A 25,827-nucleotide genomic window follows, 5' to 3' on the forward strand; every position below is an offset into this window, starting at 1 on the left:
TCGATCGCGAGCAGGCCTACGTGGCGATGCTCTACACGCATCTCGACGGTCTGCGCGACTACGCGAAGACCCGGCTGGCCCGCGTGCTGCGCGAGACCGGAGGCACCCCCCAGGCGCGCAGCGAACGCGAGTCGTACACCCACATGTACACCGAGGACATCGCGAAGTACGACGCCGCCGAGCACGGCTTGTGCTTCGGCCGCATCGATGTGAGGGACGACGGGACGGACACCTCCGGCCCCGTGACGGAGGACGGCGCGGAGACCCGCTACATCGGCCGCCTCGGCATCCTCGACGAGGACAACGACTACGAGTCGCTGCTGCTCGACTGGCGCGCACCCCAGGCCCGCCCGTTCTACCTCGCGACCCCCGCCGCTCCGGACGGTGTCGTGCTGCGCCGCCACATCCGCAGCCGCGGCCGCTCCGTCACCGCACTGCACGACGAGTACCTCGACCTCGACGCCGCGCTCGAGCACGCCGACACCCCACCGGCCGGTGGCGTGGCCGGAGAATCGGCGCTGCTCGCCGCTCTGAACGCCGCGCGTACCGGGCAGATGCACGACATCGTGGCGACGATCCAGGCCGAGCAGGACGCGGTCATCCGGTCCGAGCATCGCAGTGTGCTCGTCGTCCAGGGCGGTCCGGGCACCGGCAAGACCGCGGTCGCGCTGCACCGCGCGGCCTACCTGCTCTACACCTACCGCAAGCAACTGGCCAAGAGCGGCGTGCTGATCGTGGGTCCGAACAGCCGCTTCCTCGACTACATCGGTCAGGTGCTGCCCTCGCTCGGTGAGACCGGCGTGCTGCTGTCGACGGTCGGGGATCTGTATCCGGGGGTCACGCCGACGATCGAGGACGATCCGATGGCCGGCGAACTGAAGGGCTCCCTGGACATGGTGAAGGTGCTCGAGAAGGCGGTCCGCGACCGGCAGGAGGTGCCCCGATCCCCCGTGCAGCTGAGTTTCGACACCTACGCGCTCACCCTCGACCGCACGATCGTGACCCGTGCGCGGGGTCGCGCCCGGTCGTCCCGTCGGCCGCACAACCTGGCCCGGCCGATCTTCGTGAACGGTGTGATCGATGCCCTCGCCGACCAGTTGGCCGGGATCATCGGATCGAACCCGCTCGGTGGCGCGAACCTGTTGAGCCGGGAGGACATCCACGACATCCGGTCCGAGATGCGTTCGGATCCCGACATCGTCGGTGCGATCGACGCGCTGTGGCCGGAACTGTCCCCGCAGCAGGTGCTCTCGGATCTGCTGGCCTCCCGCGACCGGATCGCGTCGGCGGCTCCGGCCCTGACCGACGAGCAGATCGATGCGCTGCACCGTCCCGATGCATCGGGACACTTCAGCGCCGCCGACGCTCCACTGCTCGACGAGCTCGCCGAACTGCTCGGGGTGGACGACGCCGCCGAACGCGAACGCGCGAAGCGGCGCTGGCGCAAGCAGATCGCCGACGCGCAGGGCGCACTCGACATCCTCACCGGTTCGGCACCGCAGGATCTCGAGGACGACCTCGATCCCGAACTGCTCATGGCGTACGACCTGATCGACGCCACCCAGCTCGCCGAACGGCAGAACCACCGTCGTCACGAGACCACGGCGGAGCGGGCGGCCGGCGATCGCACCTGGACGTACGGTCATGTGATCGTCGACGAGGCGCAGGAGTTGTCGGCGATGGCGTGGCGAACGATCATGCGCCGCATCCCGAATCGCTGGATGACCCTGGTGGGCGACACCGCGCAGACCGGGGATCCGGCGGGAACCGAGTCGTGGCAGCAGATTCTCGAACCGTATGTCGCGAACCGGTGGAAGAAGACCGAACTGACGGTCAACTACCGCACGCCGGCGGAGATCATGCGGATCGCGCACGCGGTGCTCGCGGAGATCGATCCCGACCAGGTGCCGCCGCAGTCGGTGCGCGAGTCCGGTTTCGAGCCGTGGTCGCAGCACGTCGAGGCGGACGCGGTGCTCGCCACCGTGCAGGCAGCTCTCGAGGCGGAGACCGGCCCGGGTACGACTGCCGTGCTCGCCCCGGCGCGACTCGTGGGTGCGTGGGAGCACCTCGCGTCCGAGTCGGTCACGGTCGCGACCGTCAAGGAGGTCAAGGGACTCGAGTTCGACGCGGTGCTGCTCGTCGAACCTGCGGAGATTCTCACCGATTCCTCACGCGGGATGAACGACCTGTACGTGGCATTGACCCGCGCCACCCAGCGTCTCGGGGTGGTGCACTCGGAGGCGTTGCCGGAGGTGCTGGCCGGTATCGCCGGACCGACACGCTGCTGAACCGACACGGTTCGGCCGACACCGCCGAGCGGACCCCGGGACCGGCCACCGGACGGTACCGTCCTTCGGGGCAAGGAGATGGGACGGATCATCCGCGGAGGGAACGAACACGTGGCCTATCGGGCAGCGCACCACCGGATACGTCGAGCGGGGTGCGCTGCGATCGCGGCGCTGAGCGGGTTCTTCGTCTCCGCCGCGTGCGGATCGGTCACGCCGACCCAGGACGAGGCGCAGGCCACGACGTCCACGACGTCGGTATCCCCTACCTCGTCGACGCCGCCCGACGCGCGTTTTCTGCGGGTGAAGGAGGCACTGGAGGCGTCCGGTCTGGTCGCCGACGTCACGGACGACACGGTGCTTGCGGTGGTGCGAGGGGTGTGCGACCAGTTGCGCGCGGGCGTGCCGGAGCACGACGTCCTCGTCACGCTCCGGCCGATCGCCGCCTACGCCGCGGGCGCCTCGGGTTCGCGCATGTCGGCGGACGACGCCGCCGCGCGCTATCTCGAAACCGCCCGCGAGGAGTACTGCTGATCCGTCAGCGGACCGTGTGCACTACCAGCACGTCGCACAGGGCCTTGCGGGCGACGTCCGAGGGGACGGAGCCGAGCAGCCGCCCGGTCAGCGTGTTGAGGCCGCGATTGCCGATGACGATGAGATCGGCTTCGACCTCCTCGACGAGCGTGAGGAGCGATTCGACAGGTGCACCGACGATGGGCCGCTCGGTGATCTTGCGGGCGCCGGCGACGGTTGCCTTCTCCCGTGCGGTGCGCAGGATCTCGTAGGTCGGTGCCGAGCCGGTGACCTGGTACGCCTCGTCGCGCAGCGCGTCGGCGGCCTGTGCGGTGTCCTTGGGGTCGGCCGGGTAGTAGGCGCAGGCGATCACCAGTTGGGCGCCCGCGTCGCCGGCCAGAGCAGCTGCCTTCTCCACGGCCCGATACGACGATTCGGAACCATCGGTTCCGACGACTATGGTCCGGTAGGCGCTCATTCATCCTCCATCGAGTGTGTGGTCCATCGACGCGGGCCGCCGATGCCGTCGTCGACGGAGGACACGCACGCTCCCCCGCCATACGCTGCGTCGACAGTAGCGGGATGGGCGGCCCGGGTGGGAGGTTTGGGTCTCATCCCACAATCAGGTTTGATGTTACCGCGCGTCACCGTAACGCGGGCCGAACAGGCCGGCAGGGAATACCTCGGCGTCGACGAAGGCGTCGCGCCACGGCAACGCGAGGTCGAGCAAACGTTCCACCCCCTCCTCACCGAGCGCAGTCCACGGCGCGACCGCCAGGTCGTCGGTGAGATCCTCGACGAGTTCGCGGACCTCGAAGCCCTCACCGGTGAGCTCGCCGCGCTTGTCGAGCAGGCCGCGCCCGCGCAATCCCTTCTCGGCGTCCGCCCACTCGTCCCGCGACCAGCCCCGCAGCTTCCGGGCCGGATCAGTGGCGAACCCGATACCGGTCGCCGTGTGGGTGACGAGCGCATCGAGCCCCGAAAGCCCTGCCGTCTGCAGGGCCGCGATATGACCGTCGCCGCGATACTCGCGCAGCAGGGTCAGGGCGTGCCACAGGCGCAGGTGCGCCTCCTCGGGCCAGGGCAGATCGGCGTAGGCGGCGTAGAGCGGGCGACCGTCCGGGCCGGGAATCGCCCGCGCCGCGGTGGCCGCGAGGTCCGCCGCCTCGTTCATCTCCGCGGAGCCGAGTACGTCCTGCCCGAGGACCCGTCGATGGAGTGCGTCCAAAGCCCGCAACCGCGCCGCGATGATCGTGGCCGGCTCGGCCGTCTCCCACACTGCCGGGACGGCCGATGCCACCAGGCGGGGCGAGAAGCTGCAGAACGTCGCGGTCACGACCCCGGGGCCGACGGCACCCAGGGGTGCCGCGCGTCCACCGAAGTACTGCGCAGCCGGTCCGTCGACACCGAGCGCGGCGAGTTCACCCGCGATGTCCGGCGCGAAGTAGACGACCGAGTGCAGCAGCTCGAGTGCGCGGGCAGCACGCCCGGCGGAAGAGGGATCCATGGGAGTGGACCCTACCGAGTCGCCGGCGCCGATCGGGCCGGGCGACTACTTCAGACCCGCGGCGTCCATCCCGCGCAGTTCCTTCTTCAGATCGGAGATCTCGTCGCGAAGCCGTGCGGCCAACTCGAACTGCAGGTCGCGGGCGGCCTGCATCATCTGGTCGGTGAGCTGCTGCACGAGATCGGCGAGCTCGGCGCGCGGCATCGTCGAGGTGTCGCGACCTTCCACCACACCGGAGCTGACGGCCCGTCCGGACTCGCCCTGGGCTCGGCGACCACGCGAAGCGTTGCGGCCGGAGCCGCCCACCTCGACGGCCTCGGTGTCCTCGGCCTCCTGATAGACCTGGTCGAGGATGTCGGCGATCTTCTTGCGCAGCGGTTTCGGATCGAGACCGTGTTCGGTGTTGTAGGCGATCTGCTTCTCGCGCCGCCGTTCGGTCTCCTCGATGGCCCGCGCCATCGAGTCGGTGATCTTGTCGGCGTACATGTGCACTTCGCCCGAGACGTTGCGGGCCGCGCGGCCGATGGTCTGGATCAGCGAGGTCGTCGACCGTAGGAAGCCTTCCTTGTCGGCGTCGAGGATCGCCACCAACGACACCTCGGGGAGGTCGAGACCCTCGCGGAGCAGGTTGATGCCGACGAGCACGTCGTATTCGCCCAGGCGCAGTTGTCGCAGCAGTTCGACGCGGCGCAGGGTGTCGATGTCGGAGTGCAGATAGCGCACCCGGATACCGAGTTCGAGCAGGTAGTCGGTGAGGTCCTCGGCCATCTTCTTGGTGAGGGTGGTGACGAGGACGCGTTCGTCGCGCTCGGCACGTTCGCGGATCTCGTGCACGAGATCGTCGATCTGCCCCTTGGTGGGCTTGACGACGACCTGCGGGTCGACGAGGCCGGTGGGGCGGATGACCTGCTCGACGAACTCGCCGCCGGTCTGTCCGAGCTCGTACGGGCCGGGGGTGGCCGACAGGTAGACCGTCTGCCCGATGCGGGCGGCGAACTCCTCCCAGGTCAGTGGCCGGTTGTCGACCGCCGACGGGAGACGGAAACCGAAGTCGACGAGGTTGCGCTTGCGCGACATGTCGCCCTCGTACATCGCGCCGATCTGCGGCACGGTGACGTGCGACTCGTCGATGACCAGTAGGAAGTCCTCCGGGAAGTAGTCGATGAGCGTCGCCGGCGCGGACCCGGCGGGTCGTCCGTCGATGTGGCGGGAGTAGTTCTCGATGCCGGAGCAGAAGCCGACCTGCCGGATCATCTCGATGTCGTACTGGGTGCGCATGCGCAGACGCTGCGCCTCGAGCAGCTTGCCGCGGTTCTCCAGATCGGCCAGGCGCTCCTCGAGCTCGGCCTCGATGCTCGCGACGGCGCGTTCCATGCGCTCGGGACCGGCGACGTAGTGGGTGGCCGGGAAGATGCGCAGGGAGTCGACCTTGCGCACGACGTCGCCGGTGAGCGGGTGCAGGTAGTACAGCGCGTCGATCTCGTCGCCGAAGAACTCGATCCGCACGGCGAGTTCCTCGTAGGCGGGGATGATGTCGACGGTGTCGCCCTTGACGCGGAACGATCCGCGGGTGAACGCCATGTCGTTGCGGGCGTACTGGACGTCGACGAGCAGGCGCAGCAGCGCGTCACGCGGCACCTCCACACCGACCTCGAGCTGGATGGACCGGTCGAGATAGGACTGCGGGGTACCGAGACCGTAGATGCACGAGACGGACGCGACCACCACGACGTCGCGGCGGGACAGCAGCGACGAGGTGGCGGAGTGCCGCAGCCGCTCGACGTCGTCGTTGATCGACGAGTCCTTCTCGATGTAGGTGTCGGTCTGCGCGATGTACGCCTCGGGCTGGTAGTAATCGTAGTACGAGACGAAGTACTCGACTGCGTTGTTGGGCAACATGTCTCGCAGCTCGTTGGCGAGCTGCGCGGCCAGAGTCTTGTTGGGCGCCATCACGAGGGTGGGTCGCTGGACGCGTTCGATGAGCCACGCGGTGGTGGCGGACTTGCCGGTACCGGTGGCACCGAGCAGGACGACGTCCTTCTCCCCCGCCCTCAGCCGGCGCTCGAGCTCGTCGATGGCGGCCGGCTGATCGCCGGCCGGTTCGTACTCGCTGACGACCTCGAAACGGGCCTCGGTGCGCTCGATCTCACCCACCGGCCGGAACTCGGAGTGTGCGACGACGGGATGCTCACTTGCGAACGCCATGGAATCCAGAGTAAGCGCTCCCACCGACACGCATCGCGGTCCTGCGTGCGGCGCGGTTCGCACGCTAGCGTGCATCCCGTGTCCGCGACCCCGCATCCCGTGAAGACCGAGATCTTCGACGTCGCCACGAAGACCAACATCGACCCCAAGGGCTTCGCGCGGGCGGTCGACGAGTACCGCGTCGAGGAGTGGGGGCTGTACATGGCGCGATCGTCCGACCACCCGCAGTTCCACTATCTCGAATCGTGGTTGCTGCCGGACCTGCGTCTGCGGGCCTCGATCTTCCATTTCACGCCGGGCAACGAACGCGACCAGGACCGCTACGTCGACGTCGGTGAGTTTCGGCGCGAGGGCGACGTCTGGTACTCCCGCGACCACTATCTCGACCTGATCGTCCGCACGGGCCGCGACACGACGGTCGAGGACATCGACGAACTGGTGGTCGCGGTCACCGCCGGGATGATCGACGCGGCGGCGGCCGAGACGGCGATCGACACGGCACTGCGGGCGGTGGACGGCATCGCCGCGCACGGCCACGACCTCGACGCGTGGCTGCGGGAGCGGGGCGCGCCCGTCTCCTGGCGCTGACGCGCACCACCGCTGCGCAGGTGCCGTCACCTGCGCAGACAGCGGGGGCGCAGAAGCGAAAAAGTTACTGCCGCAAAGGACATGGTAATCTGCCCCGGCCGGCGAAGCAGTGCACCGAGAAGGCGACCATCGGGGCCGGCCCGGATCGCCCCTCCGCGTGCACATCACCCGACCGAGGACACCCCTCGCGCCGGCGGCGCGCGCCCGTGCAGCCCACGAGCGCCGACGAGAACACCGCCGATCACTTCGTCGGCACACGCCCGGATCCGGGCGTGCCCTGCTGGAGCGGTATGCCGCGCCCGCCGGCCCGTGGCCGATCGGGCGCCCGACGCATGCCCACCGTCCGGCGGTGGATCGGACCGACGCCGCAGCGGAACCGACAGACAGGACGCGTGCAGCGCGCCCTGCGTTCCACTGCGCTCCGACGACCGCGGACGTGACGCGAACACGAAGGAGGTCGCAGTGAACGGCACCGAGCTCGTTCAGTTCAGCGCCGCGACGATCGTTGCCCTGCTCGTAATCTTCTACGGCGGAACGCTTCTCGTCTCCGCCCGAATCGGGAAGAAGGACGAGAACGCCGACGGCTACATGACCGCTGGCAACAAGGTCGGTTTCGGGGTGTCGGCGGCCAGCATGACCGCCACCTGGATCTGGGCGTCCTCGCTGTACGCCTCGGCGACCTCCGGATACACCTACGGCATCTCCGGCCCGATCCACTACGGGCTGTGGGGCGCGTTGATGATCCTGTTCATCTACCCCTTCGGGAAGCGCATCCGCGCGGTCGCCCCGAAAGCACACACCCTCGCCGAGGTCATGTTCGCCCGGCACGGGCGGTCGAGCCAGCTCATGCTGGCCGGTTCGAATCTCGTCGGCAGCCTCATCAGCCTGATGTCCAACTTCATCGCCGGCGGTGTGCTCATCTCGCTGATCTCGCCGTTCGGCTTCGTCCAGGGTGTCGTCTTCATCGCCGCCGGTGTGCTGCTCTACACCCTGTGGTCCGGCTTCCGAGCGTCCGTGCTCACCGACTTCATGCAGGTCGTGGCGATGCTCGGTGCGGTCGTTGTCATCATCCCGGCGGTCTTCTTCATCACCGGCTTCCCCGACGCGTTCGACGGTGGTTCCGGGAACCTCACCGACCAGCAGAGCGACTTCTTCTCCAGCGATGCCTTCCTGAACCAGGGCGCGCCGTACATCGCCGCCGTGCTCGCGTACGCCATCGGCAACCAGACGATCGCGCAGCGCCTGTTCGCGGTGCGGGAGGATCTCATCAAGCCCACCTTCGTCACCGCGACGATCGGCTACGGCGCCACCGTCATCGGCGTCGGCATGTTCGGTGTGCTCGCGCTGTACCTGGGCATCGACCCGATGGACGGCGATGTCAACAACATCGTGCCGCAGATGGTGGCGTCCTTCCTGCCCACGGCTCTGGTCGTCGTGTTCTTCGTCATGATCATCGGTGCGCTGTCGTCCACGGCCGATTCCGACCTGTCGGCGTTGTCGTCGATCGTCATGGCCGACATCTACGGCCAGAACATCGCCGGCGGCACCCGCAATGCCGATCCCAAGCGGATGCTCTTCATCGGGCGCGCCACGATGGTCGTCGCGACCGCAGCCGCCGTGGCGTTCGCGAGCATGAGATTGAGCATCCTCGACCTGCTCGTGTTCGTCGGCGCGCTCTGGGGTGCGCTGGTCTTCCCCGTCATCGCGAGCTTCTACTGGCACAAGGTCACCAACAAGGCGTTCACGACGTCGGTGCTCGTCGCCCTGGCAGCGTTCCTGCCGGTGCGTTTCGGGTGGTTCCCGATGGACGGGGTGCTCGCCTGGACGGTGGACATCGCATCGGTCGTCGGTGTCGGCGTGATCGCGGGTCTGATGGCATTCGGCTTCTTCGGACTCCGGGCCGCACGCGTCATCGGTGTCGTCGCCGCGGGGGTCGTGGCGCCCTTCGCGCTCGGCTCGGTCCACGACTACGCCGTGCTCAGCGCCTCGCTCGTCGCCTACGCGGTCAGCACGGTCGTGTGCTGGGCGATGTCCGTGAACTCCGACGAGAACTTCGACTTCGAGGTCATCGCGCAGCGTGTCGGTGACTTCGACGTGGCTGCGGACGACGTGACACCCGAAACCGACCCTGACTCCCCGAACGCCCCTGCCTCGGCGAACGTCCCTGCCTCGGCGAAAACCCCTGGGTCCGAGACGGACGCCGCGGCGACCACTCCGGAGAAGGAGAACCGATGAGCACGCTCGCACTGACCGTCTACGTCCTGATCTGGCCCGTACTCGTCGCCGGTGTTCTGGCGGCGCTCTGCCGCGGGTTCTTCAAGGAGTGGCTGCAGGCCCGACGGGACGGCGAGGATCTGATCTGACCGTCACCGCAGGATTCCCTCCCGCACGGCTCGGAGGACCGCATTCGTGCGGTCCCGGGCGCCGAGCTCGAGCAGGATCGACGACACGTGGTTCTTCACGGTGCCCTCGGCCAGGAACAGCACGTCGGCGATCATGCGGTTGCCGAAGCCCTCGGCCATCAACCGCAGCACCTCGAGTTCACGTTCGGTCAACTCCTGCACGACCGGGGTGTCGTCGGGCTGTGGAGCGGAGCGGATCGCGCGCAGCAACCGGTCGGTGATCGAGGGGGCGACGAGCGTGCCACCCTCCTCGAGGGTCCGTACCGCACGGGCGAGTTGCTCGAGCGTGACGTCCTCGAGGAGATTTCCCCGGGCTCCGGCACGTAGGGCCGCGAGCACGAGTTCGTCGTCGTCGAAGGTCGTGAGCACGAGCACCGGGACTTCGAGGCTGCGCTCGCGGAGACGGTCGATGGTCCACGAGCGGTACGTGGCCGAACTCTCGGGCTGCGGCCGGTGGGGAACGAGGCTCCCGAGAACGACTCGCTTCGTACGATGTCACAGCGCTTGGCCACCCAGTACGTGAAGTTCGTCCGCTCCGAGGAGATAGGCTTGGGCGAGAACTGATCTCGCGGTATTGTCGACGGGTGGTCGACGCTGCCCCCGACGGCGTCGACCACTTCGGGCCGCGAAACGTTCGTAACTCCGCCGCCCGTCGAGCCGAGTCTCGAATGCGCATGTGGGGCAATGTGACTGCTCGGGATGGCGAGGGGGCTCGATGGACGAAGCCGAGTTGATCGAGCGGTGACGGGCAGGCGATCGGGCAGCGTTCGCCGAGCTCGTCGCACCGTCACGGGAAGGCGTGTGGGCGGTCTGCGTCCGGATCACAGGAAACCGGCACGACGCCGAGGATGCACTGCAGGATGCGCTGATCGCGGCGTGGCAGAATCTCGGCAGATTCCGTGGCACAGCAGCATCCGGAACGTGGTTGTATCACATCGCGAGCAATGCGGCGCTCGCTGTCGTGCGGACGCGACGTGGTGAGGTCCTCGACGAACGGCTCGGGGCGAATACGTCTCCGGGGAAACGCCTCTCGCCGAGAGCGTGGTCGACGGTGATGTGGTCCGGCGAGCTTTTCTCCTTCTCCCCGAACAGTTTCGGGTTGTCATCGTGTTGCGTGAGTATGCGCAGCTCGGTTACGCCGAGATCGCAACGCACCAGGGCGTGGGTGTGCAGACGGTGAAGAGCCGGATCAGGCGTGCCCGTATGCAACTCGCCGATCTACTGAGTCCGGCACTGCTCGGCGCCGAAGAGGTTGCCCTCCGACCGACGGTCGGGTCCGCCGACACGGAGGGCACCGAACCGCCGAGGACAACCCGGAAGGATGAGCAATGACGCAGAGCGAACCGATTTCGTTGCCCCCGTCAAGGGAATCGCTGGGACTCGATCCGATGGACCGGATTCCCGAACTACCCGAGGACGCCTGGCGTCGGGTGCTCCATATCGCCACCGATCCCCTCACCCCTCGCATCGGAACCGAACTGGTTCCCGTCGAGGGAATCGATGAGAACGATATCGAGCACCCCGCCATCGACGACCTGCCGATCGAACAACTCGATGATCACGGCAACGACGAGCTGCCGAAGCCGGAATTCGTCGTCGACGCAACCGATCCCGACTCGAGGTAGCCGGCCCTGCAGAGATCCGGCCCGCATCATCGCAGTCCCATCCCGGTCGATCCGAGATCGGCGACCACCTCGTGCAGTGGTCGCCCGACCGGACCGACCGCCAGTAGACCTCGGATCGTCGCCGTGAGGACCATCGTCGAGAATCCTTCGTGGTCGAATTCCGGAAGGTCGCGATGGGCCTCACCCAAGCGTTCGTCGGTGCTCAGCCGTTCGGCGACGTCGTCGCGTTGCTGTCGGAGCCCCGAGATACGCGCGAGCTGCGCTTCCTCGGCGACCGCGAAGTTGATCGCGGTGCTCGCCACCGCACTCGCCAGTGCGACCGCGACGTCGGGTGTGTACCCGCGGCGCACGAGAGCCTCGACCTCGCTCACCATCAGCCGCTGCCCCGCTTCCCCACGCGGGAAGAGGGTCTGCATGTAGGTTCCCAGGCCCGCATGGGCAAGGACGAACGCGCGTAGCTGCAGACCGAACGACAGCAGGTGCCGTTCGATGTCGTGCTCCGAATCGTCATGCAGAACGAGATCGCCGAGCAGACTCTCCCCCACGACGAGTTCGAGTCCCCAGCGACCGTCCACGTGGCGGTACAGCGCCGTTGTGGAGACGCCGAGTTCCGCGGCGACAGCGTTGAGGCTCAACTGGCGCAGCCCGATCGCTCGACCGACACGGATGATGTCCTCCATGTCGATCTTGCGTACACGTCTGCGGACGCCGGCCACCCCGCTCGTTCCTCCGGTCACCTTGAGTTAGACCCCATAACTTAAGGAACTATAGGTGTGGCTTCAGGGAACGGCAAGTCGCCGATTCGTTCTCGGCGGGCTGCACCGGGCGAACGGCCCGGCGGCCGAGCTTCGCTCTCGCCGCGAACCTGCTCAGCGCGCATCCGCCGGCGGACGACCGAACCGGTCCGCGACGTCGGGGCTCACCCCAGGTGACGTCCGAGCAGTTCCCGGAAGGACGGCCCGTCCGTGCGGACCGCGTTTCCCGACACGCGCGGCCGTCCGGCGGGCACGGCGTCCGAGAACCCGCGGGGTGATCCCGTGCTGCGGGTGATCTGCTCGGCGAGTTCGTCCGCCGCCCTGCCGATCCGCCCCTTCAGTGCCGTGGCGGCCTCGCCTGTTCCGAAGTCGTCGGTGGTGGCGAAGACGCCGGTGGGCACGACGAGCGCACGCAGATAGCTCAGCAGCGGCCGCATCGCATGGTCGAGGACCAGTGAGTGTCGGGCGCTACCCGCGGTCACGGCGAGCAACGTGGGCACACCGGTGAGCGTGTCCGGATCGAGCGCGTCGAAGAACATCTTGAACAGACCCGAGTAACCGGCGGCGAAGACCGGGCTCACCGCGATCAGGCCGTCGGCAGTCGCGAGTTGTTCACGGGCTCGTGCGACCGCTGCGGTAGGGACACCGGCGGTGAAGGTGGTGGCCAGATCCATCGCGAGGCTGCGTAATTCGATGACCTCGGTTTCCGCGTCGTCTCCGCGCGTGCCGACCGCGACACGAGTGGCCTCGGCGATGCGGTCGGCGAGCAGACGGGTGGTGGACGGCTCGGCGAGGCCACCGCTGACGACGACGATACGGCGGGTCATCGGGCGTCCGCCTCTTCCGGCACGAGGTCGACGCGGGCCGGGATCACCTGACGGTGCGCCGAGTCGGCTCCCTGCGCGGCGAGCGTGCTGTGTGTGGGCGGGTCGGACGGCACGTGGGCAGGGCGGCGGCGTTCGAATTCCGCTCGCAGTACCGGCACGACCTCCCGGCCGAGGATCTCGATCTGCTCGAGCACGACGTCGAGCGGCAGGCCGGCGTGGTCCATGAGGAACAGCTGACGCTGATAGTCGCCGGCGTAGTCGGCGAAACCGAGCGTGCGTTCGACGACCTGCTCGGGTGTGCCGACGGTCAGCGGTGTCATCGTCGAGAAATCCTCGAGCGACGGGCCGTGGCCGTAGACGGGGGCGTTGTCGAAATAGGGACGGAAGATCCGTTTCGCCTCGGCCTCGGTCTCCGCCATGAACACCTGGCCACCGAGCCCGACGACGGCCTGGTCTGCGGCACCGTGACCGTACTGCTCGAACCGCTGCCGGTAGAGAGCGATCATCTGCTGGATGTGTTCCTTGTTCCAGAAGATGTTGTTGTGGAAGAAGCCGTCGCCGTAGAAGGCGGCCTGTTCCGCGATCTCGGACGAACGGATGGAACCGTGCCAGACGAAGGGCGGGGTGTCGTCGAGCGGCCACGGGGTGGAGGTGTAGCCGTGCAGCGGTGTGCGGAACTTGCCCTCCCAGTCGACGATGCGTTCGCGCCAGAGCCGTCGCAGCAGGTGGTAGTTCTCGATGGCGAGCGGGATGCCCTGCCGGATGTCCTTGCCGAACCACGGGTAGACCGGTCCGGTGTTCCCGCGTCCCATCATGAGGTCGACGCGGCCGCCGGACAGGTGCTGGAGCATCGCGAAGTCCTCGGCGATCTTCACCGGGTCGTTGGTGGTGATGAGGGTGGTCGCGGTCGAGAGGATGAGCTTCTCGGTCCTCGCGGCGATCCAGCCGAGCATCGTCGTCGGCGAGGACGGGACGAAGGGGGGATTGTGGTGCTCGCCGGACGCGAAGACGTCCAGGCCCACCTCCTCGGCCTTCAGCGCGATCTTCGTCATCGCGACGATGCGCTCATGTTCGGTGGGGACCCGGCCCGTCGTGGGGTCGCGCGTGACGTCGCCGATGGTGAAGATGCCGAACTGCACGGTCGAACCTCCGTCAAGTAGTTGAACTGTCAACTATTCTAACGGGCGGGTCGCCCGGAAGATTCCCGGGCGGGTCTCCGCCCGGGATCCGGACCCCCTAGGCCGACCAGCCGGTGCTCTCGGCCCACTCCCACGCGCGGTGATGCGCCCGGTCGAACCACGGCGCCTTGAGCGCTGCGTAGGTGGCCGCCGCCTCGGCACGATCCGTCTTCTGCGACGCCCCGACTGCGGCATCGGCCTTGAGGTCGGCGTACTCGCGCTTCGCGGTGTCGACCGCGGACAGCCAGTCGCGCAGTAGCAACGCGAACTGCTGGGCGGGCCAGCCGTCCACCCGGACCGCCACCCGCGCCGGACGGCCGGGATCGGCGCTGCCGTGCAACCGCATCTCCCACACCGCCGGGTCGGTCTCTCCCCCGGCCCCGTAGGACGGTTTCGGATCGTCGGTCACCACATCGTCGATGCGCGGGAAGCCCGCAGCAGCCAAGGCGGGTGCGAGCGCATCGGCTGCCGCGAGATCGCCGACGGTGATCTGCAGGTCGATGACGTCGACGCCGGCCAGACCGGGCACCGCGGTGGAGCCCACGTGGTCGATACGCTTCGCCGCGCCCCCGGCTGCGAGGGCCAGCCGGGCGACGAGCCGCTGCGCCTGCCGATGCCATTCCTCGCGCGCGGGCACGAGAACCGGATCCGCCTCGACCACCACACCGGTGCGCAGATTTCTCTCGAACGGCACCAGGCGATCGTTCCACAGCGTCCGGACCTGCTCGACCAGCACCTGCTGATCACCGGTGTTGTCGAGCCACACGTCGGCGACCTCGCGTCGCTGTTCCTCCGTCGCCTGCGCCGCGATCCGCGCGCGGGCGTCCGCCTCGGGCATGCCGCGCAGTTCGACGAGACGCCGGATCCGCTCCGCCTCGTCGGCGTGCACGACGGCGACGAGGTGGAAGGCCAGCGTCATCCCGCCCTCGACGAGCAACGGGATATCCTGCACGACCACCGCGTCGTCGGGCGCAGCGGCGACCAGCTCGGCGGTACGGCGCCCGACCCGGGGATGGGTGATGGCGTTGAGAACCGCGCGCGCGTCCTCGCTGGCGAACGCCTTCGCGGCGAGGGCAGGACGGACGAGGGTGCCGTCGGGCTGCAGGATGTCCTCACCGAAGGCGTCCACGAGCTCGGCGAGGCCCTCGGAGCCGGGAGCGACGATCTCCCGGGCGACGACATCGGAGTCGACGATCACCGCCCCGAGTTCGACGAGCTCCTTGGCGACGGTCGACTTGCCCGCGCCGATTCCTCCGGTCAACCCCATTCGCAGCACGTTGCCCAGTCTCGCATCACTACGTCACCGAGGCACCTTCGCGGTCCCTACGAGGCCTCGCGCATCGTCAGCCCCGACAGCGCGACGACATACTCGCCCGCCTGTTCGTCGAAGTCGACGGTGTACACCGTCGGGTAGTAGCCGGTCCGCCGGTAGGACGACGGTTGTTTCACGATCTCCCGCAGGGACGGCTTCGTCGCCAACCACTCCCGCGTCATCATCGGCTCGATGAAGATGAACTCCCCGTCCCACGATCCGTTGAGCAGCACCTCGGTGAACTCGAAGGAGCCGGGGATCACGTCGTCCGCGGTGTCTGTCCAGTGCATGCCCATGAACGGCACGGTGTTCTCGACGGGTGGACCGGGTGGTGGGATGTATCCCTCCGGAACGTACTCGGGTTCGGGGAGCCGCGCCGCGCGCGCCGCGAAATCAGGTGCGGCCGGGTCCACCTCGTGGTCGGCGTCCGTCGTGTAGAAGTGCATGTCGAAATGGGGCGCGCCGTAGAGGATCTCCGGGTCGTGCCCGTTCGGGTTCCAGCCCAGCATCACGTGGTCTAAACCGGTGTCCGGAGCACCCGCGGGAAGATCCGGCATGAGCATCGTCGTGCCGGCGCCCGGACCCTCGGGAAGTCCGGTGAGCACGGACTCCGACATCCGGATACCGACCTCGCGCGGTCTCCCGCCGTGATCGACGACGATATATGCGCGGGAGATTCCCTCCCCCAGTTCGCTTTCCGGCCCGTAGAGGGTGGTGACACCATGGTCGTGCCCTGCCGTCTCCGCACCCTCGGCGGTCGGGACGGATCCGTCGCTGCAACCCGCGAGGGTCAGAACGGTGCAGGTGGAGAAGGCGAGTGCGGTGATCGATCGAGAAGTGCGCATTGCCTGCCTTGCGTGAGTGGATGGGTTCGCGGTGGGAGGTGTCGGTCTCATCGGGGTCGGCGCACGACCTGCCCGACGCGCAGCACACCGTGGGTGTCGTGCTCGTCGGCGAGAGCGCCGAGCCAGTGCGCGGTGTCGTCGTCGTAGGTCCGCGCGATGCGGTCCGGATCCGAGGTGGCGGTGAAGTTGGGCAGCGACGTGCCCGTGGCCCACGGTGCCAGTGCCCGATCGATGACCTGGATGTGCGCGACGACGACGTCGGCCGAGGGTGGCGCGAGGACGCCGCTGACGAAGAGGGAGAAGGCGGCGTCGCGGTGGCAGAAGGCGCTGCGATGCCGTGGTTCACGTGCCAGCGCTCCGCCGAGGAGCCGCATCTCGATGATGGTCTGCGGCGAGTGGGAACCAGGTCCCGCCACCGAGAGCAATACGTCGATCGCGTCGTGCGTCAGTTCGCGTGTCAGCGCACTGTGTTCGTGGACGGGCATCGGGTCGACCGGGTCGGCGTGCACTGCTCCCAGTGCCGTGTACGGCAGGGTGCCGATGCCGTCGAGGATCGGGGTCGCGACCGTGCGCAGCGCGCCGAGGATCTCCTCGGACTCGGCTTCGCCGGCGACGCTCGCGAAACGGACGGCCACGGTGGCGCGACCGGCCAGCGGTTCCGGGACTCCCGGCAGCGGTGGCCGTTGAAGGAAGGCCAGCGAGGTCGAACTGTGCTCGGGCAGGCCAGCGCACAGGTCCAGCCAGGCGTGCGCCACCGCGTCCGCGTCGGCGCCGTTGAAATACAGCGCGCCACCGTAGAAGTGCGGCAGGAGCACGAGATCGATCTCCACCGCGGTGACGATCCCGAGGGTCGCCTTGCCGCCGCGCAGGCCCCAGAACAGTTCGGCGTGCTGTTCGGAAGTCACCCGGAGCAGGTCTCCGTCACCGGTGACGAGATCGAAGGCCAGCACGTGGTCGGAGGAGAGTCCGTAGGTGCGGACCAATGGGCCGATGCCCCCGCCGGTGAGGAAACCGGCCACGCCGACGTGGGGTGCCGATCCGGCGAGCGGGGCCAGGCCGTGGGGTGCGGCGGCGTCGACGACCTGCTGCCACACCAGGCCGGCGCCGAGACGGGCGGTGCGGGTGTCGGGGTCGATCGAGCATTCGGTGAGGCGGCCGGTGTGCACGAGCAGCACATCGTCGCCGAGCGGCACGGCGCCGTGACCGGTGCGCTGCACGGCCACCTTCAGGCCGTGTTCGCCCGCGAACCGGACGGTGGCGCTGACGTCGAGGGCGTTCTCGACCGCGATCACCGCGCGGGGACGGACTGGCACCGCCACGTTCCACGGGGTTGCGACGTCGTAGCCGGGTTCGCCCGGAAGGGAGATCGATCCGGTGACCGCGGTACGGAGAGCGTCGATGGGGTCGGTGCCGACGGTGGGCGTCCGCTGGTTCATGTGCACTTCCTTTCGTCGCACTGGATGGGGTGCGACAAAAGAGTGCCGGGACCGGCTTGGCGGCTTCTTGCGGTGGCGCGGGCCGCCGTCCAAGCGGTCGCCAAGAACCGGTCAGGTGGGGATCGAGCGGGCGTAGGCGGCGAGTCCGAGCATGCCGGTGTGGGCCGCTTCGTCGGCGATCGCGGCGATCTCCCGGCTGCGTTCGGGCGCGTCCGGCCGCAGTTGGGCGCGCAGTAACCGGCACCGCATCAGCGTCGGGGGGCTCGATGTGCGGGTCGCGAGGTCCTCGGCCCGATCCAGCAGCGCCGCGGCGTCGTCGGTGCGCCCGAGCAGTGCCTGCAGGCGTGCGCAGACCTCCGCCACCGAACCGATCACCCCGACCTGTCCCACCGTCGCGATGCGATCGGTGAACGGATCGAGGAGCTCGAGGAACATCTCGGCGTAGTCGACGAGGGCGAGGTCGGCGACGACGCGCGCGATGAGTGTGCGATGCCCGAGGGTCGTCCAGGTGAAGGGTGCGCCTTTTGCCGCCCATTGTTCGATGTCGCGGATCACCGTCCCGGTGTCCCGACGGGCGCCGGCGATCGCGATGCTCCAGGAATCCGGTTCCACGGTGCCGGGATCCGCGTCGGCGAGGGTGCCGTACTCCCATTCGAGGGTGTTGGTGGCGAGGTCGGAGCTGCCCGCCGTGTACAGCTCGGTCTGCAGGTGGAACTGAGTGGCGGTGTCGTAGTGGCGCCGGGTCTCGGCGAAGTCGCCGTGCCATGCCGCAAGCGTCGCTTCCATCCATCGTAGTTGTACGCGCAGCACGGGCAGACGCAGCAGATCGCAACCGGCGATGCCCAGGCGGACGTGGGACGTCGCGGCGTCGACGTCGCCGAGGTTCGTCAGTGTCATGCTCGCAACGGCGTGGGCGATCACCTCGTCGAACCGGGCCTGCTGGTGCGGCAGTGCGAGGAGTTCGTCGGTGAGCCGGGCGGATTCGCGGCTGTGTGTCGCGACCCCCGAGTAGAGGAGGATGCGGCCCAGCAAGGCGTCGGCGACGACGTCCGGGTCGGCGAGTTCGCGTGCGATCTCCAGCGCGGTGCGGCTCATCCCGTCGGGGACGGACGAATCGGGGTGATAGCAACTGCCCACGGCGAGCGCCGCGAGTACCCGTGCGTGCGCCGCGCGGTCGGCCGCGACGAACGGTTCGAGTGCGGCGAGGCGGTCGAGGACCGGTCCCGGATCCTTGCCGTAGGACACCCACGGCCATGCACCGGCTGCGCGCAGCAGCGCTGCGGCCAGGCGACCGGCCGTCGACGTTCGGCCGTCCCGGACCGCGTCGAGCAGGCCCGCGTCGACGACGTCGAGTACGGTCTGGCCGCGCCCCGCCCGGGCGAGTGCCTCGACACGCGCGACGAGCAGATCGTCGCGATCGCCCGGGGATCGTTCCGCGGCGGGCAGCAGGTCGAAGGCCCGGACGGCATCGTCCCACCAGCGTGCCGCCTCCTCCGAGTTCCATCTCTCGGTGGCCTCGCGGGCGGCGATGACGCAGGCGTCGAGCACGACGCGAGCGTCGACGAGCGGCAGTGCCGCCATGAGATGCCGGGCTCGTCTGCCGGCACGATCCGGGTCGCAGGAGTCTGCCAGGACCTCCGCGACGCGTGCGTGCATGCGTTGGCGGCGGAGGGCGGGAATCGCCGCGAGGACCTCGTCGCGGAGCAATCCGTGGGCGAAGGCGTACCCCCGCAGTCCCGGATCGGCGACGATGATGCGCTCGTCGGCGGCGTCGTCGAGGTAGTCGGCGAGGGTGTCGGGATCGAGGCGCGTCGCACCGGTGAGGATGTCCATCTCGATGGTGTCGCCGACGACCGCGGCCACCCGGAGCACCTGCAGCACGGCCGGTTCCACCGCGGCGAGCCGCCGCGCGAGGACCGACCGGACCGCCATGGGGATCCCACCGTCGAGGCGTTCGTCCCGGGGAAGTCGCGCGTATTCGGACACGAACAGCGGGTTGCCGCCGGTGCGTTCGGCGAGCAGGCGCGCCTCGTCGGAATCGAGCGGCGCGCCGCTCACATGCCCGGCCAGGGCGGCGACCTCGGGTTCGGCGAGCGCCGGGACGTCGATGTGCCGGTTACCCTCGCCGTGCAGCACGGCGTCCACGAACCGCTGGACGCCGGGGGTCGTCTCCGAGTCGCGGAGTGTGCACACGATCCAGACACCCCGCTTGTGCAGGGCTCCCACGAGGTACAGCAGGCAACGCAGAGAGGTCGGGTCGGCCCACTGGATGTCGTCGAGCACGACGGTGAAGACGGGAGTCTGCGTCGCGGCCGTTTCGACGACGCCCAGAACCCGTTCGTAGACCGCGAAGCGGGCTTCGTCGGACTCCACTCCGGTGGGCGGGATCAGGGTGGTGTCGGCGTCGACGCCGAGTTCGCGCAGGATGCGCCGGATCGGCCACCAGGCGGGTGCTCCGTCGTCCTCGAGACACCGCGCCCACACGGTGTTCCCGCCGATCGCGGCGGTCCGGGCGTCGCATTCCTCGGCGAGGCGGGTCTTGCCGATACCGGCGGGCCCGGTGAGGACGACCCAGCGGGTGGCGCCGGAGCGGACCTCGTCGAGCATGCGGTCGAGGACGCCGGTCTCGGAGGTGCGTCCGACGAAGATGCGTCCGGGGCCCGGCGCCGGGGTGGGTGCGGGAATGGTGGGCGCGGCCGGTGTCGGAACCTCCTCCGCGCCCGTCCATCCCGGGGTTCGGGGCCACGCGGCGAGTCCCGGTTCGTGCCGGAGGATCGCGCCCTGCAAGTCGGTGAGTTCGGTGCCGGGCCGCAACCCCAGCTCGGTGTCCAGCCTTGTCTCGTGGACGCGGAACTGTTCGAGTGCTTCCGACGAACGCCCCGCTCGGTGCAGAGCGAGCATGCGCAGCCAGCAGGTGCGGTCGCGGAATGGGAACTCGCTGCACAGTTCGGTGGCGTCGACGAGAGCGGGCGCGAGGCGACCGAGGGCGAGCAGTGCGGTGATCCGGGTCTCGCGGCATTCGGTGCGCACCTCGTCGAAGGATGCCGCCGCGACCTCCACCCAGTGTTCGTCGCGCAGGTCCTCGAGGAGATGCCCCCGCACGGAGTCGAGGGCACGGTCGGCGGTGTCGAGTGCGAACTCCCATTCCCCGTTCTCGGCATGCCGACGGGCGGTCTCGGCGTCGTCGAGGAAGCGGGCCAGGTCGACCGACTCGGCCGGGATATCGAGGACATAGCCGGGCGGCTGGCGCACGATCGGGGAGGCCGCACCGCTCTCCCCTCGCAGCACCCTGCGCAGATTGGAGATGTACGCCTGGATACTCGCCATCGCACTGGCAGGCGCTTCGTCCTGCCACAGGGCGTCGATCAGCCGGTCGGTGGAGACCACCCGCCCCCGGTTGAGCAGCAGGACGGCGAGGACCGCTCGCTGCTTGCGCGGCCCGAGATCGACCTGCGACTCCGACGAGGGCACCGCCGGATCGGCCGTCGACGCGACCCGGACCACCTCCAGCGGTCCGAGCAGTCGGTACATCATGTGGTGAGCCCCCTCGACCCCGGCCGAACTACGCGATCGTTGCAGTGTAAGGACGTTTTCGCCGGGTGCGCGGCGACTTCTCATCCCGTCACGGCCGGGAGTTCGACCGTGTCGCTCTCGGCGTCCCCGAACACCGGTGCGGTCTGCGGCCGGGGACGCAGGCAGACTGCACACACCAAGGTTCCGAGAGCCGCAACGAACGCCGCCGCCACGAGCGCCCCCTGCAGGCCCGACACGAAGTCCTGCGGTGATCCGCCGGGCAACAGCGACTCGGCCGGCAGGAACATCCCGAGCACCGCGACGCCGACGGCGATGCCGGTCTGACGGAAAGCGTCGTTGATACCGGCCGCGAGACCGGAATGCGCCGCGGTGCTCTCCCCGAGGACGATCCCGCTCATCGCCGGGTTGAACACGCCGGCGGCCGCGCAGGCCACGACGAGTCCCGGCAGCAGGACGTACTTCGAACTGTCCGCCTCGGCGACCGTCATCATGAGCAACCCGACGGCGACGAGCGCCAGCGAGCACGACAACGAGACCCACGCAGGGACGACACGATCGAGTTTCGCCGTCGCACCGGCGACGACGAACATGGCGACGGTCGCGGGCAGGTACACCAGCCCGGCCTGCACCGGCGACAGCAGCAGGACGTTCTGCAGATACAGCGTGGTGTAGACGAATACCGCGAACAACGACGCCGAGATGGCGAAGGCCGCGACCTGCGCTCCGACGAAGGCCCGGTTGGCGAGCAGGTACGGGGGCAGCATCGGTTCGGCGGTGCGCATCTCGTGCGCGACGAAGGCGACGAGGGCACCGACAGCGAGCACGAAGGCGATGACGGCCTGCGCATCGGACCACCCGATCTCCTGGCCACGCAGCACGGCGAACACGAACGCCGCCAGCCCCACCGCGGCCAGGAGCTGCCCCGGCACGTCGGCGGCGCGCGGACGGGGATCTCGCGATTCGGGCACCCAGCGCAGGGTCAGGAGCAGGGTCACGAGACCGATCGGCACGTTGACGAAGAAGATCGCGCGCCAGTCCAGCAGTTCGGTGAGCAGACCTCCGACGAGCGGACCGACCGCGAAGGCGCCGCCGATGGTCGCGCCGTAGGCGGCCAGGGCCGACGCCCACGCCCGCCCTCGGTCGAAGACGTCGGCGAGGAGGGCGAGCGAGCAGGCGAACAGGACCGCCCCACCGATGCCTTGCACTGCCCGGGCGAGATCGAGGACCCAGATCGTCGGTGCGAGGGCGCACAGGAGCGAGGCGCCCGTGAACCAGACGAGGCCGACGACGAACACTTGGCGGCGGCCGCGACGATCGGCCCACGACCCGGCGCCGAGGACGGCTGTGGCCAGGGCGAGGGTGTAGGCGTCGATCACCCACTGCAGTGAACTGACGCCCGCGTCGAGGTCGACGGCGATCGACGGCAGTGCGGTGTTGACGACGGCGATGTCGAGCATGAGCATCGCCGTCGTCACGCACACGACCAGCAGCGTGATCCGTTTCGTCGCGGTACTTCTCGCAGGGGTCGGTGTGGTCATCGAGAATCCTTCCGTGTCGAGGTGTGTGGACCTCGGACACGGTGCGCCGCGTCGCTTGGGACGAACCGGGTGTACTTCTTGGACGGCCGAGAGAACCGTCGACGTCTCCCCTCAGAGGGGCTCCGGGGATCACACATCGATCACGGCGGGGTCACGAGGCGGTCGCAACGCCGCTCGGAAACTGGACACACCCCCTTCTACCTGGGGTAAATGCGGAGAATTCGACCGACTGTCCGATATCGTCGTTGCGAAGCATCCGTCCCGGCTCGTCCGGAGCATTCGAGAAGGCAGGCCATGCGATCCTCCACCTCAACCACAGGTCGGCATCGCCTCGGCATGGAAAACGGTGTTCACTGCATCCTCATCCCCGAGGTCGCTGCCGCCCTCGCCGAGCACCGGCGGAACTGGTTCACCGCGCTGCTGACGAACGCGCGCCACAGCCACGCCGCGATGCGCAAGCGAGCGACGGCCCTACCCGCGCAGTGGGCCACTCCCGCCGTGGGATGAGCTCGCCGTGAGTTGAGCACCTGCTATCGACGACACACGAAGACCGGCCCCCTCCGATTCGGAAGGGGGCCGGTCCCGTTGCGGCCCGGGAGCCCTTGTGCCACAGCAACAATGACCCCCCGGAACGCGGACGACCCCGCACCGAACAGTGCGGGGTCGTCCGTCGAAGCGCTGTATCAGGCGTTACCCGACAGCTTCTCGCGCAGAGCGGCGAGCTGGGCGTCGCTCGCGAGCGATCCACCGGTGGTCTCCGGAGCCGCCTCGGCACCCGACTCGGAGGAGTAGTTGCTACCGGACACGCCGGCCGCAGCCTCGGCGGCCTCGTCGGCAGCCATCTTCTCGATCTGAGCGGTGTGCATCTTATGGCGACGCTCGGCCTCCGCGTAGCGGGACTCCCACTCCTCACGCTGCTTCTCGTAGCCCTCGAGCCATTCGTTGGTCTCGGGATCGAAGCCCTCGGGGAAGATGTAGTTGCCCTGCTCGTCGTAGCTGTCGGCCATGCCGTACTTCGACGGGTCGAACTCGGCCGTGTAGTCCTCGTTCGCCTGCTTCAGCGACAGCGAGATACGACGACGCTCGAGGTCGATGTCGATGACCTTGACCATCGCGTCGTCGCCGACAGCAACGACCTGGTCCGGGACCTCGACGTGGCGCTCGGCCAGCTCGGAGATGTGGACGAGGCCCTCGATGCCCTCCTCGACGCGGACGAACGCGCCGAACGGAACGAGCTTGGTGACCTTACCCGGCACGATCTGACCGATCGCGTGGGTGCGGGCGAACTGACGCCACGGATCTTCCTGCGTCGCCTTGAGCGACAGGGAGACGCGCTCGCGGTCGAGATCGACGTCGAGAACCTCGACGGTGACCTCGGTGCCGACCTCGACGACCTCGGACGGGTGATCGATGTGCTTCCAGGACAGCTCGGAGACGTGCACGAGGCCGTCGACACCGCCGAGATCGACGAAGGCGCCGAAATTGACGATGGAGGACACGACGCCCTTGCGGACCTGGCCCTTCTGGAGCTGGTGCAGGAACTCGCTGCGAACCTCGGACTGGGTCTGCTCGAGCCATGCGCGGCGCGACAGGACCACGTTGTTGCGGTTCTTGTCGAGCTCGATGATCTTGGCCTCGATCTCCTTGCCGACGTAAGGCTGGAGGTCGCGGACGCGTCGCATCTCGACGAGCGACGCGGGCAGGAAGCCACGCAGGCCGATGTCGAGGATCAGGCCGCCCTTGACGACCTCGATGACGGTGCCCTTGACGGCCTCGTCCTTCTCCTTGAGCTCCTCGATCGTGCCCCAGGCGCGCTCGTACTGAGCACGCTTCTTGGACAGGATCAGACGGCCTTCCTTGTCCTCCTTGGTGAGAACAAGAGCCTCGACCTCATCGCCCACCGACACGACCTCGTTGGGGTCGACATCGTGCTTGATGGAGAGCTCGCGGGACGGGATGACGCCTTCGGTCTTGTAACCGATGTCGAGCAGCACCTCGTCGCGATCGACCTTGACGATGGTGCCCTCGACGATGTCGCCATCGTTGAAGTACTTGATCGTGGCGTCGATGGCGGCGAGGAAATCCTCGGCGGAGCCGATGTCGTTGACGGCTACCTGCGGCGAGGTGACGGTGGTGGAGGCCATGTGTTGAGTTGCTCCGGACGGGTTGATAGTCGGTTGGTCAAATTCGGTCGGGCACGTGAAACACCCACTGCGATACGGCGATGTGCGAGTCACGGCGAGTTCCTCGTTCGAGCCTGGGGCCGAACTGCGGACACTCGCGATCACCAGGCTACGCGCTTCGAGGGGACCCGGGCAAACCGATATCGGGACCGCTCCCCCGCACCCGATAGGCTCACACCCATGCCGGGCTCCGCGAACCCCCCTTTTCCAGACCTTTCGGGCGTCCCGGAGGGAACCGACGACGAGGCCGCGCGGCACGCGGACGCCGAGACGATCCTCGGCGAGACCCGACCCACCCGGACCCGCCTCGGCTCCCTCGAGAGCGAACGCGCGAACCGGGTCTGGTGGGACGCCGACACCGACGACTACCACCGCACGCACGGCGAGTTCCTGGGCGTGGACTCGGCCGCCGGGGAGTTCGTGTGGTGCCCGGAGGGCCTGCACGAGGGCGATGTGCAGTTGCTCGGCCCGGTTGCCGGACGCGACGTCCTCGAACTCGGGTGCGGTTCGGCGCCGTGCGCCCGCTGGATCGCCGGGCAGGGTGCCCGGGCGGTCGGGCTGGACATCTCCATGGGGATGCTGCAGCGCGGACGCGCGGCGATGACCGGTTCCGGCCCGACGGTTCCGCTCGTACAGGCCGGCGCCGAGAACCTGCCGTTCGCCGACGGAAGCTTCGACATCGTGTGCTCGGCGTTCGGCGCGGTGCCCTTCGTCGCCGATTCCGCCCGGGTGATGCGCGAAGTGGCGCGGGTGCTGCGACCCGGCGGACGGTGGGTGTTCTCCGTGAACCACCCGATGCGGTGGATCTTCCCCGACGATCCGGGCGAACAGGGCCTGGTCGCGATGTTCCCGTATTTCGACCGGACCCCCTACGTCGAGGTGGACGCGACGGGCCGGGCGACCTACGCCGAGCACCACCGCACCGTGGGCGACCGGGTGCGCGAACTCGTCGCCGCCGGCCTCGAGGTCTACGACATCGTCGAACCCGAGTGGCCCGAGCATCTCGACCGCGAGTGGGGACAGTGGAGCCCGCTGCGCGGTTCGATCTTCCCGGGCACCGCCATCTTCTGCAGCCGCAAACCCACCTGATCCCG

General features: G+C 68.6%; 23 protein-coding genes. 10 read left to right on the forward strand and 13 right to left on the reverse strand.

The features are described 5' to 3' along the window. Nucleotides 1–26 precede the first annotated feature (26 nt). Together RBB84_RS08860 and RBB84_RS08865 are read left to right on the forward strand one after the other, a co-directional pair. Nucleotides 27–2,288: an ATP-binding domain-containing protein gene (locus RBB84_RS08860; RefSeq protein WP_167414255.1), complete on the forward strand. Its 2,262-nt coding sequence runs from the start codon at nt 27–29 to the stop codon at nt 2,286–2,288. A gap of 111 nt (nt 2,289–2,399) precedes the next feature. Next, entirely contained in the window at nt 2,400–2,819 is a 420-nt protein-coding gene (locus RBB84_RS08865; RefSeq protein WP_033097705.1) for a DUF732 domain-containing protein, read from the forward strand. Nucleotides 2,820–2,823: 4 nt separating this feature from the next. Here RBB84_RS08865 and RBB84_RS08870 read toward each other — a convergent pair whose 3' ends face one another. The 3 genes from RBB84_RS08870 to uvrB all read right to left on the reverse strand — a co-directional run bounded on the left by RBB84_RS08870 (nt 2,824) and on the right by uvrB (nt 6,510). Then, nucleotides 2,824–3,276: a universal stress protein gene (locus RBB84_RS08870; RefSeq protein ID WP_006553987.1), complete on the reverse strand. Its 453-nt coding sequence runs from the start codon at nt 3,274–3,276 to the stop codon at nt 2,824–2,826. 156 nt (nt 3,277–3,432) lie between these two features. Continuing rightward, entirely contained in the window at nt 3,433–4,305 is an 873-nt protein-coding gene (locus RBB84_RS08875; RefSeq protein WP_006553988.1) for a hypothetical protein, read from the reverse strand. A gap of 45 nt (nt 4,306–4,350) precedes the next feature. Beyond that, nucleotides 4,351–6,510, reverse strand: a complete 2,160-nt coding sequence (gene uvrB, locus RBB84_RS08880; protein WP_019289647.1) for an excinuclease ABC subunit UvrB — start codon at nt 6,508–6,510, stop codon at nt 4,351–4,353. Between the two features lie 69 nt (nt 6,511–6,579). Between uvrB and RBB84_RS08885 the strand changes: the two genes are divergently transcribed. From RBB84_RS08885 to RBB84_RS08895, 3 genes are all read left to right on the forward strand, one after another. Next, nucleotides 6,580–7,098, forward strand: a complete 519-nt coding sequence (locus RBB84_RS08885; protein ID WP_033097704.1) for a DUF402 domain-containing protein — start codon at nt 6,580–6,582, stop codon at nt 7,096–7,098. A gap of 462 nt (nt 7,099–7,560) precedes the next feature. Beyond that, a complete protein-coding gene (locus RBB84_RS08890; RefSeq protein WP_033097703.1) occupies nt 7,561–9,333 on the forward strand; it encodes a sodium:solute symporter family protein in 1,773 nt (590 codons plus the stop codon). After that, nucleotides 9,330–9,461 (forward strand): putative transporter small subunit, encoded by a 132-nt coding sequence (locus tag RBB84_RS08895; RefSeq protein WP_006553992.1) that lies wholly within the window; start codon nt 9,330–9,332, stop codon nt 9,459–9,461. The genes RBB84_RS08890 and RBB84_RS08895 overlap by 4 nt, the downstream gene beginning before the upstream one ends. Nucleotides 9,462–9,464: 3 nt before the next feature. Here RBB84_RS08895 and RBB84_RS08900 read toward each other — a convergent pair whose 3' ends face one another. After that, nucleotides 9,465–9,875, reverse strand: a complete 411-nt coding sequence (locus tag RBB84_RS08900; RefSeq protein WP_006553993.1) for a response regulator transcription factor — start codon at nt 9,873–9,875, stop codon at nt 9,465–9,467. A 424-nt stretch (nt 9,876–10,299) separates the two neighbouring features. On the opposite strand from RBB84_RS08900, the gene RBB84_RS08905 reads away from it, so the two are divergent. From RBB84_RS08905 to RBB84_RS08915, 3 genes are read left to right on the forward strand one after another with little or no spacing between them, the layout of a single operon-like run. Further along, a complete protein-coding gene (locus tag RBB84_RS08905; protein WP_231911919.1) occupies nt 10,300–10,680 on the forward strand; it encodes a sigma factor in 381 nt (126 codons plus the stop codon). After that, a complete protein-coding gene (locus RBB84_RS08910; protein WP_231911918.1) occupies nt 10,608–10,832 on the forward strand; it encodes a sigma factor-like helix-turn-helix DNA-binding protein in 225 nt (74 codons plus the stop codon). The genes RBB84_RS08905 and RBB84_RS08910 overlap by 73 nt, the downstream gene beginning before the upstream one ends. Continuing rightward, on the forward strand, nt 10,829–11,125 hold the full coding sequence (locus RBB84_RS08915; protein ID WP_033097668.1) for a hypothetical protein: 297 nt from the start codon (nt 10,829–10,831) through the stop codon (nt 11,123–11,125). Before RBB84_RS08910 ends, RBB84_RS08915 begins: the two co-directional genes overlap by 4 nt. Nucleotides 11,126–11,151: 26 nt before the next feature. Here the strand turns inward: RBB84_RS08915 and RBB84_RS08920 are convergent, their stop codons facing one another. From RBB84_RS08920 to RBB84_RS08955, 8 genes are all read right to left on the reverse strand, one after another. Continuing rightward, complete coding sequence (locus RBB84_RS08920) at nt 11,152–11,841, reverse strand: TetR family transcriptional regulator (RefSeq protein WP_033097667.1); 690 nt, start codon at nt 11,839–11,841, stop codon at nt 11,152–11,154. Between the two features lie 203 nt (nt 11,842–12,044). Next, nucleotides 12,045–12,707, reverse strand: a complete 663-nt coding sequence (locus tag RBB84_RS08925; RefSeq protein WP_033097666.1) for a CE1759 family FMN reductase — start codon at nt 12,705–12,707, stop codon at nt 12,045–12,047. Next, the gene (locus RBB84_RS08930; RefSeq protein ID WP_033097665.1) at nt 12,704–13,846 is read right to left on the reverse strand and encodes an LLM class flavin-dependent oxidoreductase; all 1,143 of its coding nucleotides are present in this window, start codon (nt 13,844–13,846) and stop codon (nt 12,704–12,706) included. Before RBB84_RS08930 ends, RBB84_RS08925 begins: the two co-directional genes overlap by 4 nt. Nucleotides 13,847–13,943: 97 nt before the next feature. After that, nucleotides 13,944–15,161, reverse strand: a complete 1,218-nt coding sequence (coaE, locus tag RBB84_RS08935; RefSeq protein WP_350247395.1) for a dephospho-CoA kinase — start codon at nt 15,159–15,161, stop codon at nt 13,944–13,946. Between the two features lie 47 nt (nt 15,162–15,208). Further along, entirely contained in the window at nt 15,209–16,042 is an 834-nt protein-coding gene (locus RBB84_RS08940) for a DUF5602 domain-containing protein (RefSeq protein WP_033097663.1), read from the reverse strand. A gap of 47 nt (nt 16,043–16,089) precedes the next feature. Then, complete coding sequence (locus RBB84_RS08945; protein WP_033097662.1) at nt 16,090–17,478, reverse strand: FAD-dependent oxidoreductase; 1,389 nt, start codon at nt 17,476–17,478, stop codon at nt 16,090–16,092. A 111-nt stretch (nt 17,479–17,589) separates the two neighbouring features. Next, nucleotides 17,590–21,012: a BTAD domain-containing putative transcriptional regulator gene (locus tag RBB84_RS08950; RefSeq protein ID WP_082920939.1), complete on the reverse strand. Its 3,423-nt coding sequence runs from the start codon at nt 21,010–21,012 to the stop codon at nt 17,590–17,592. Nucleotides 21,013–21,092: 80 nt separating this feature from the next. Continuing rightward, nucleotides 21,093–22,550 (reverse strand): MFS transporter, encoded by a 1,458-nt coding sequence (locus tag RBB84_RS08955; RefSeq protein WP_033097661.1) that lies wholly within the window; start codon nt 22,548–22,550, stop codon nt 21,093–21,095. Between the two features lie 294 nt (nt 22,551–22,844). Between RBB84_RS08955 and RBB84_RS08960 the strand changes: the two genes are divergently transcribed. Then, nucleotides 22,845–23,057, forward strand: a complete 213-nt coding sequence (locus RBB84_RS08960) for a hypothetical protein (RefSeq protein ID WP_016934979.1) — start codon at nt 22,845–22,847, stop codon at nt 23,055–23,057. 176 nt (nt 23,058–23,233) lie between these two features. Here the strand turns inward: RBB84_RS08960 and rpsA are convergent, their stop codons facing one another. Then, nucleotides 23,234–24,694, reverse strand: a complete 1,461-nt coding sequence (rpsA, locus tag RBB84_RS08965; protein ID WP_006554003.1) for a 30S ribosomal protein S1 — start codon at nt 24,692–24,694, stop codon at nt 23,234–23,236. Nucleotides 24,695–24,913: 219 nt separating this feature from the next. Between rpsA and RBB84_RS08970 the strand changes: the two genes are divergently transcribed. After that, nucleotides 24,914–25,822 carry a class I SAM-dependent methyltransferase gene (locus RBB84_RS08970; RefSeq protein WP_006554004.1) on the forward strand — a complete coding sequence of 303 codons (909 nt, stop codon included), beginning with the start codon at nt 24,914–24,916 and terminating at the stop codon, nt 25,820–25,822. The last annotated feature ends 5 nt before the right edge of the window (nt 25,823–25,827 follow it).

Origin of the sequence: Rhodococcus sp. D-6, assembly GCF_040256695.1 — a bacterium.
GTDB lineage: Bacteria > Actinomycetota > Actinomycetes > Mycobacteriales > Mycobacteriaceae > Rhodococcus > Rhodococcus pyridinivorans.

Bases quoted from the DNA above. Each gene is read 5' to 3' on its own strand.
- RBB84_RS08950 (WP_082920939.1), bottom strand. From the start codon at position 21,012: ATGATGTACCGACTGCTCGGACCGCTGGAGGTGGTCCGGGTCGCGTCG.
- uvrB (WP_019289647.1), bottom strand. From the start codon at position 6,510: ATGGCGTTCGCAAGTGAGCATCCCGTCGTCGCACACTCCGAGTTCCGG.
- RBB84_RS08945 (WP_033097662.1), bottom strand. From the start codon at position 17,478: ATGAACCAGCGGACGCCCACCGTCGGCACCGACCCCATCGACGCTCTC.
- RBB84_RS08895 (WP_006553992.1), top strand. From the start codon at position 9,330: ATGAGCACGCTCGCACTGACCGTCTACGTCCTGATCTGGCCCGTACTC.
- RBB84_RS08960 (WP_016934979.1), top strand. From the start codon at position 22,845: ATGCGATCCTCCACCTCAACCACAGGTCGGCATCGCCTCGGCATGGAA.
- RBB84_RS08925 (WP_033097666.1), bottom strand. From the start codon at position 12,707: ATGACCCGCCGTATCGTCGTCGTCAGCGGTGGCCTCGCCGAGCCGTCC.
- RBB84_RS08940 (WP_033097663.1), bottom strand. From the start codon at position 16,042: ATGCGCACTTCTCGATCGATCACCGCACTCGCCTTCTCCACCTGCACC.
- RBB84_RS08955 (WP_033097661.1), bottom strand. From the start codon at position 22,550: ATGACCACACCGACCCCTGCGAGAAGTACCGCGACGAAACGGATCACG.
- RBB84_RS08970 (WP_006554004.1), top strand. From the start codon at position 24,914: ATGCCGGGCTCCGCGAACCCCCCTTTTCCAGACCTTTCGGGCGTCCCG.
- RBB84_RS08875 (WP_006553988.1), bottom strand. From the start codon at position 4,305: ATGGATCCCTCTTCCGCCGGGCGTGCTGCCCGCGCACTCGAGCTGCTG.
- RBB84_RS08860 (WP_167414255.1), top strand. From the start codon at position 27: ATGCTCTACACGCATCTCGACGGTCTGCGCGACTACGCGAAGACCCGG.
- RBB84_RS08915 (WP_033097668.1), top strand. From the start codon at position 10,829: ATGACGCAGAGCGAACCGATTTCGTTGCCCCCGTCAAGGGAATCGCTG.
- RBB84_RS08870 (WP_006553987.1), bottom strand. From the start codon at position 3,276: ATGAGCGCCTACCGGACCATAGTCGTCGGAACCGATGGTTCCGAATCG.
- rpsA (WP_006554003.1), bottom strand. From the start codon at position 24,694: ATGGCCTCCACCACCGTCACCTCGCCGCAGGTAGCCGTCAACGACATC.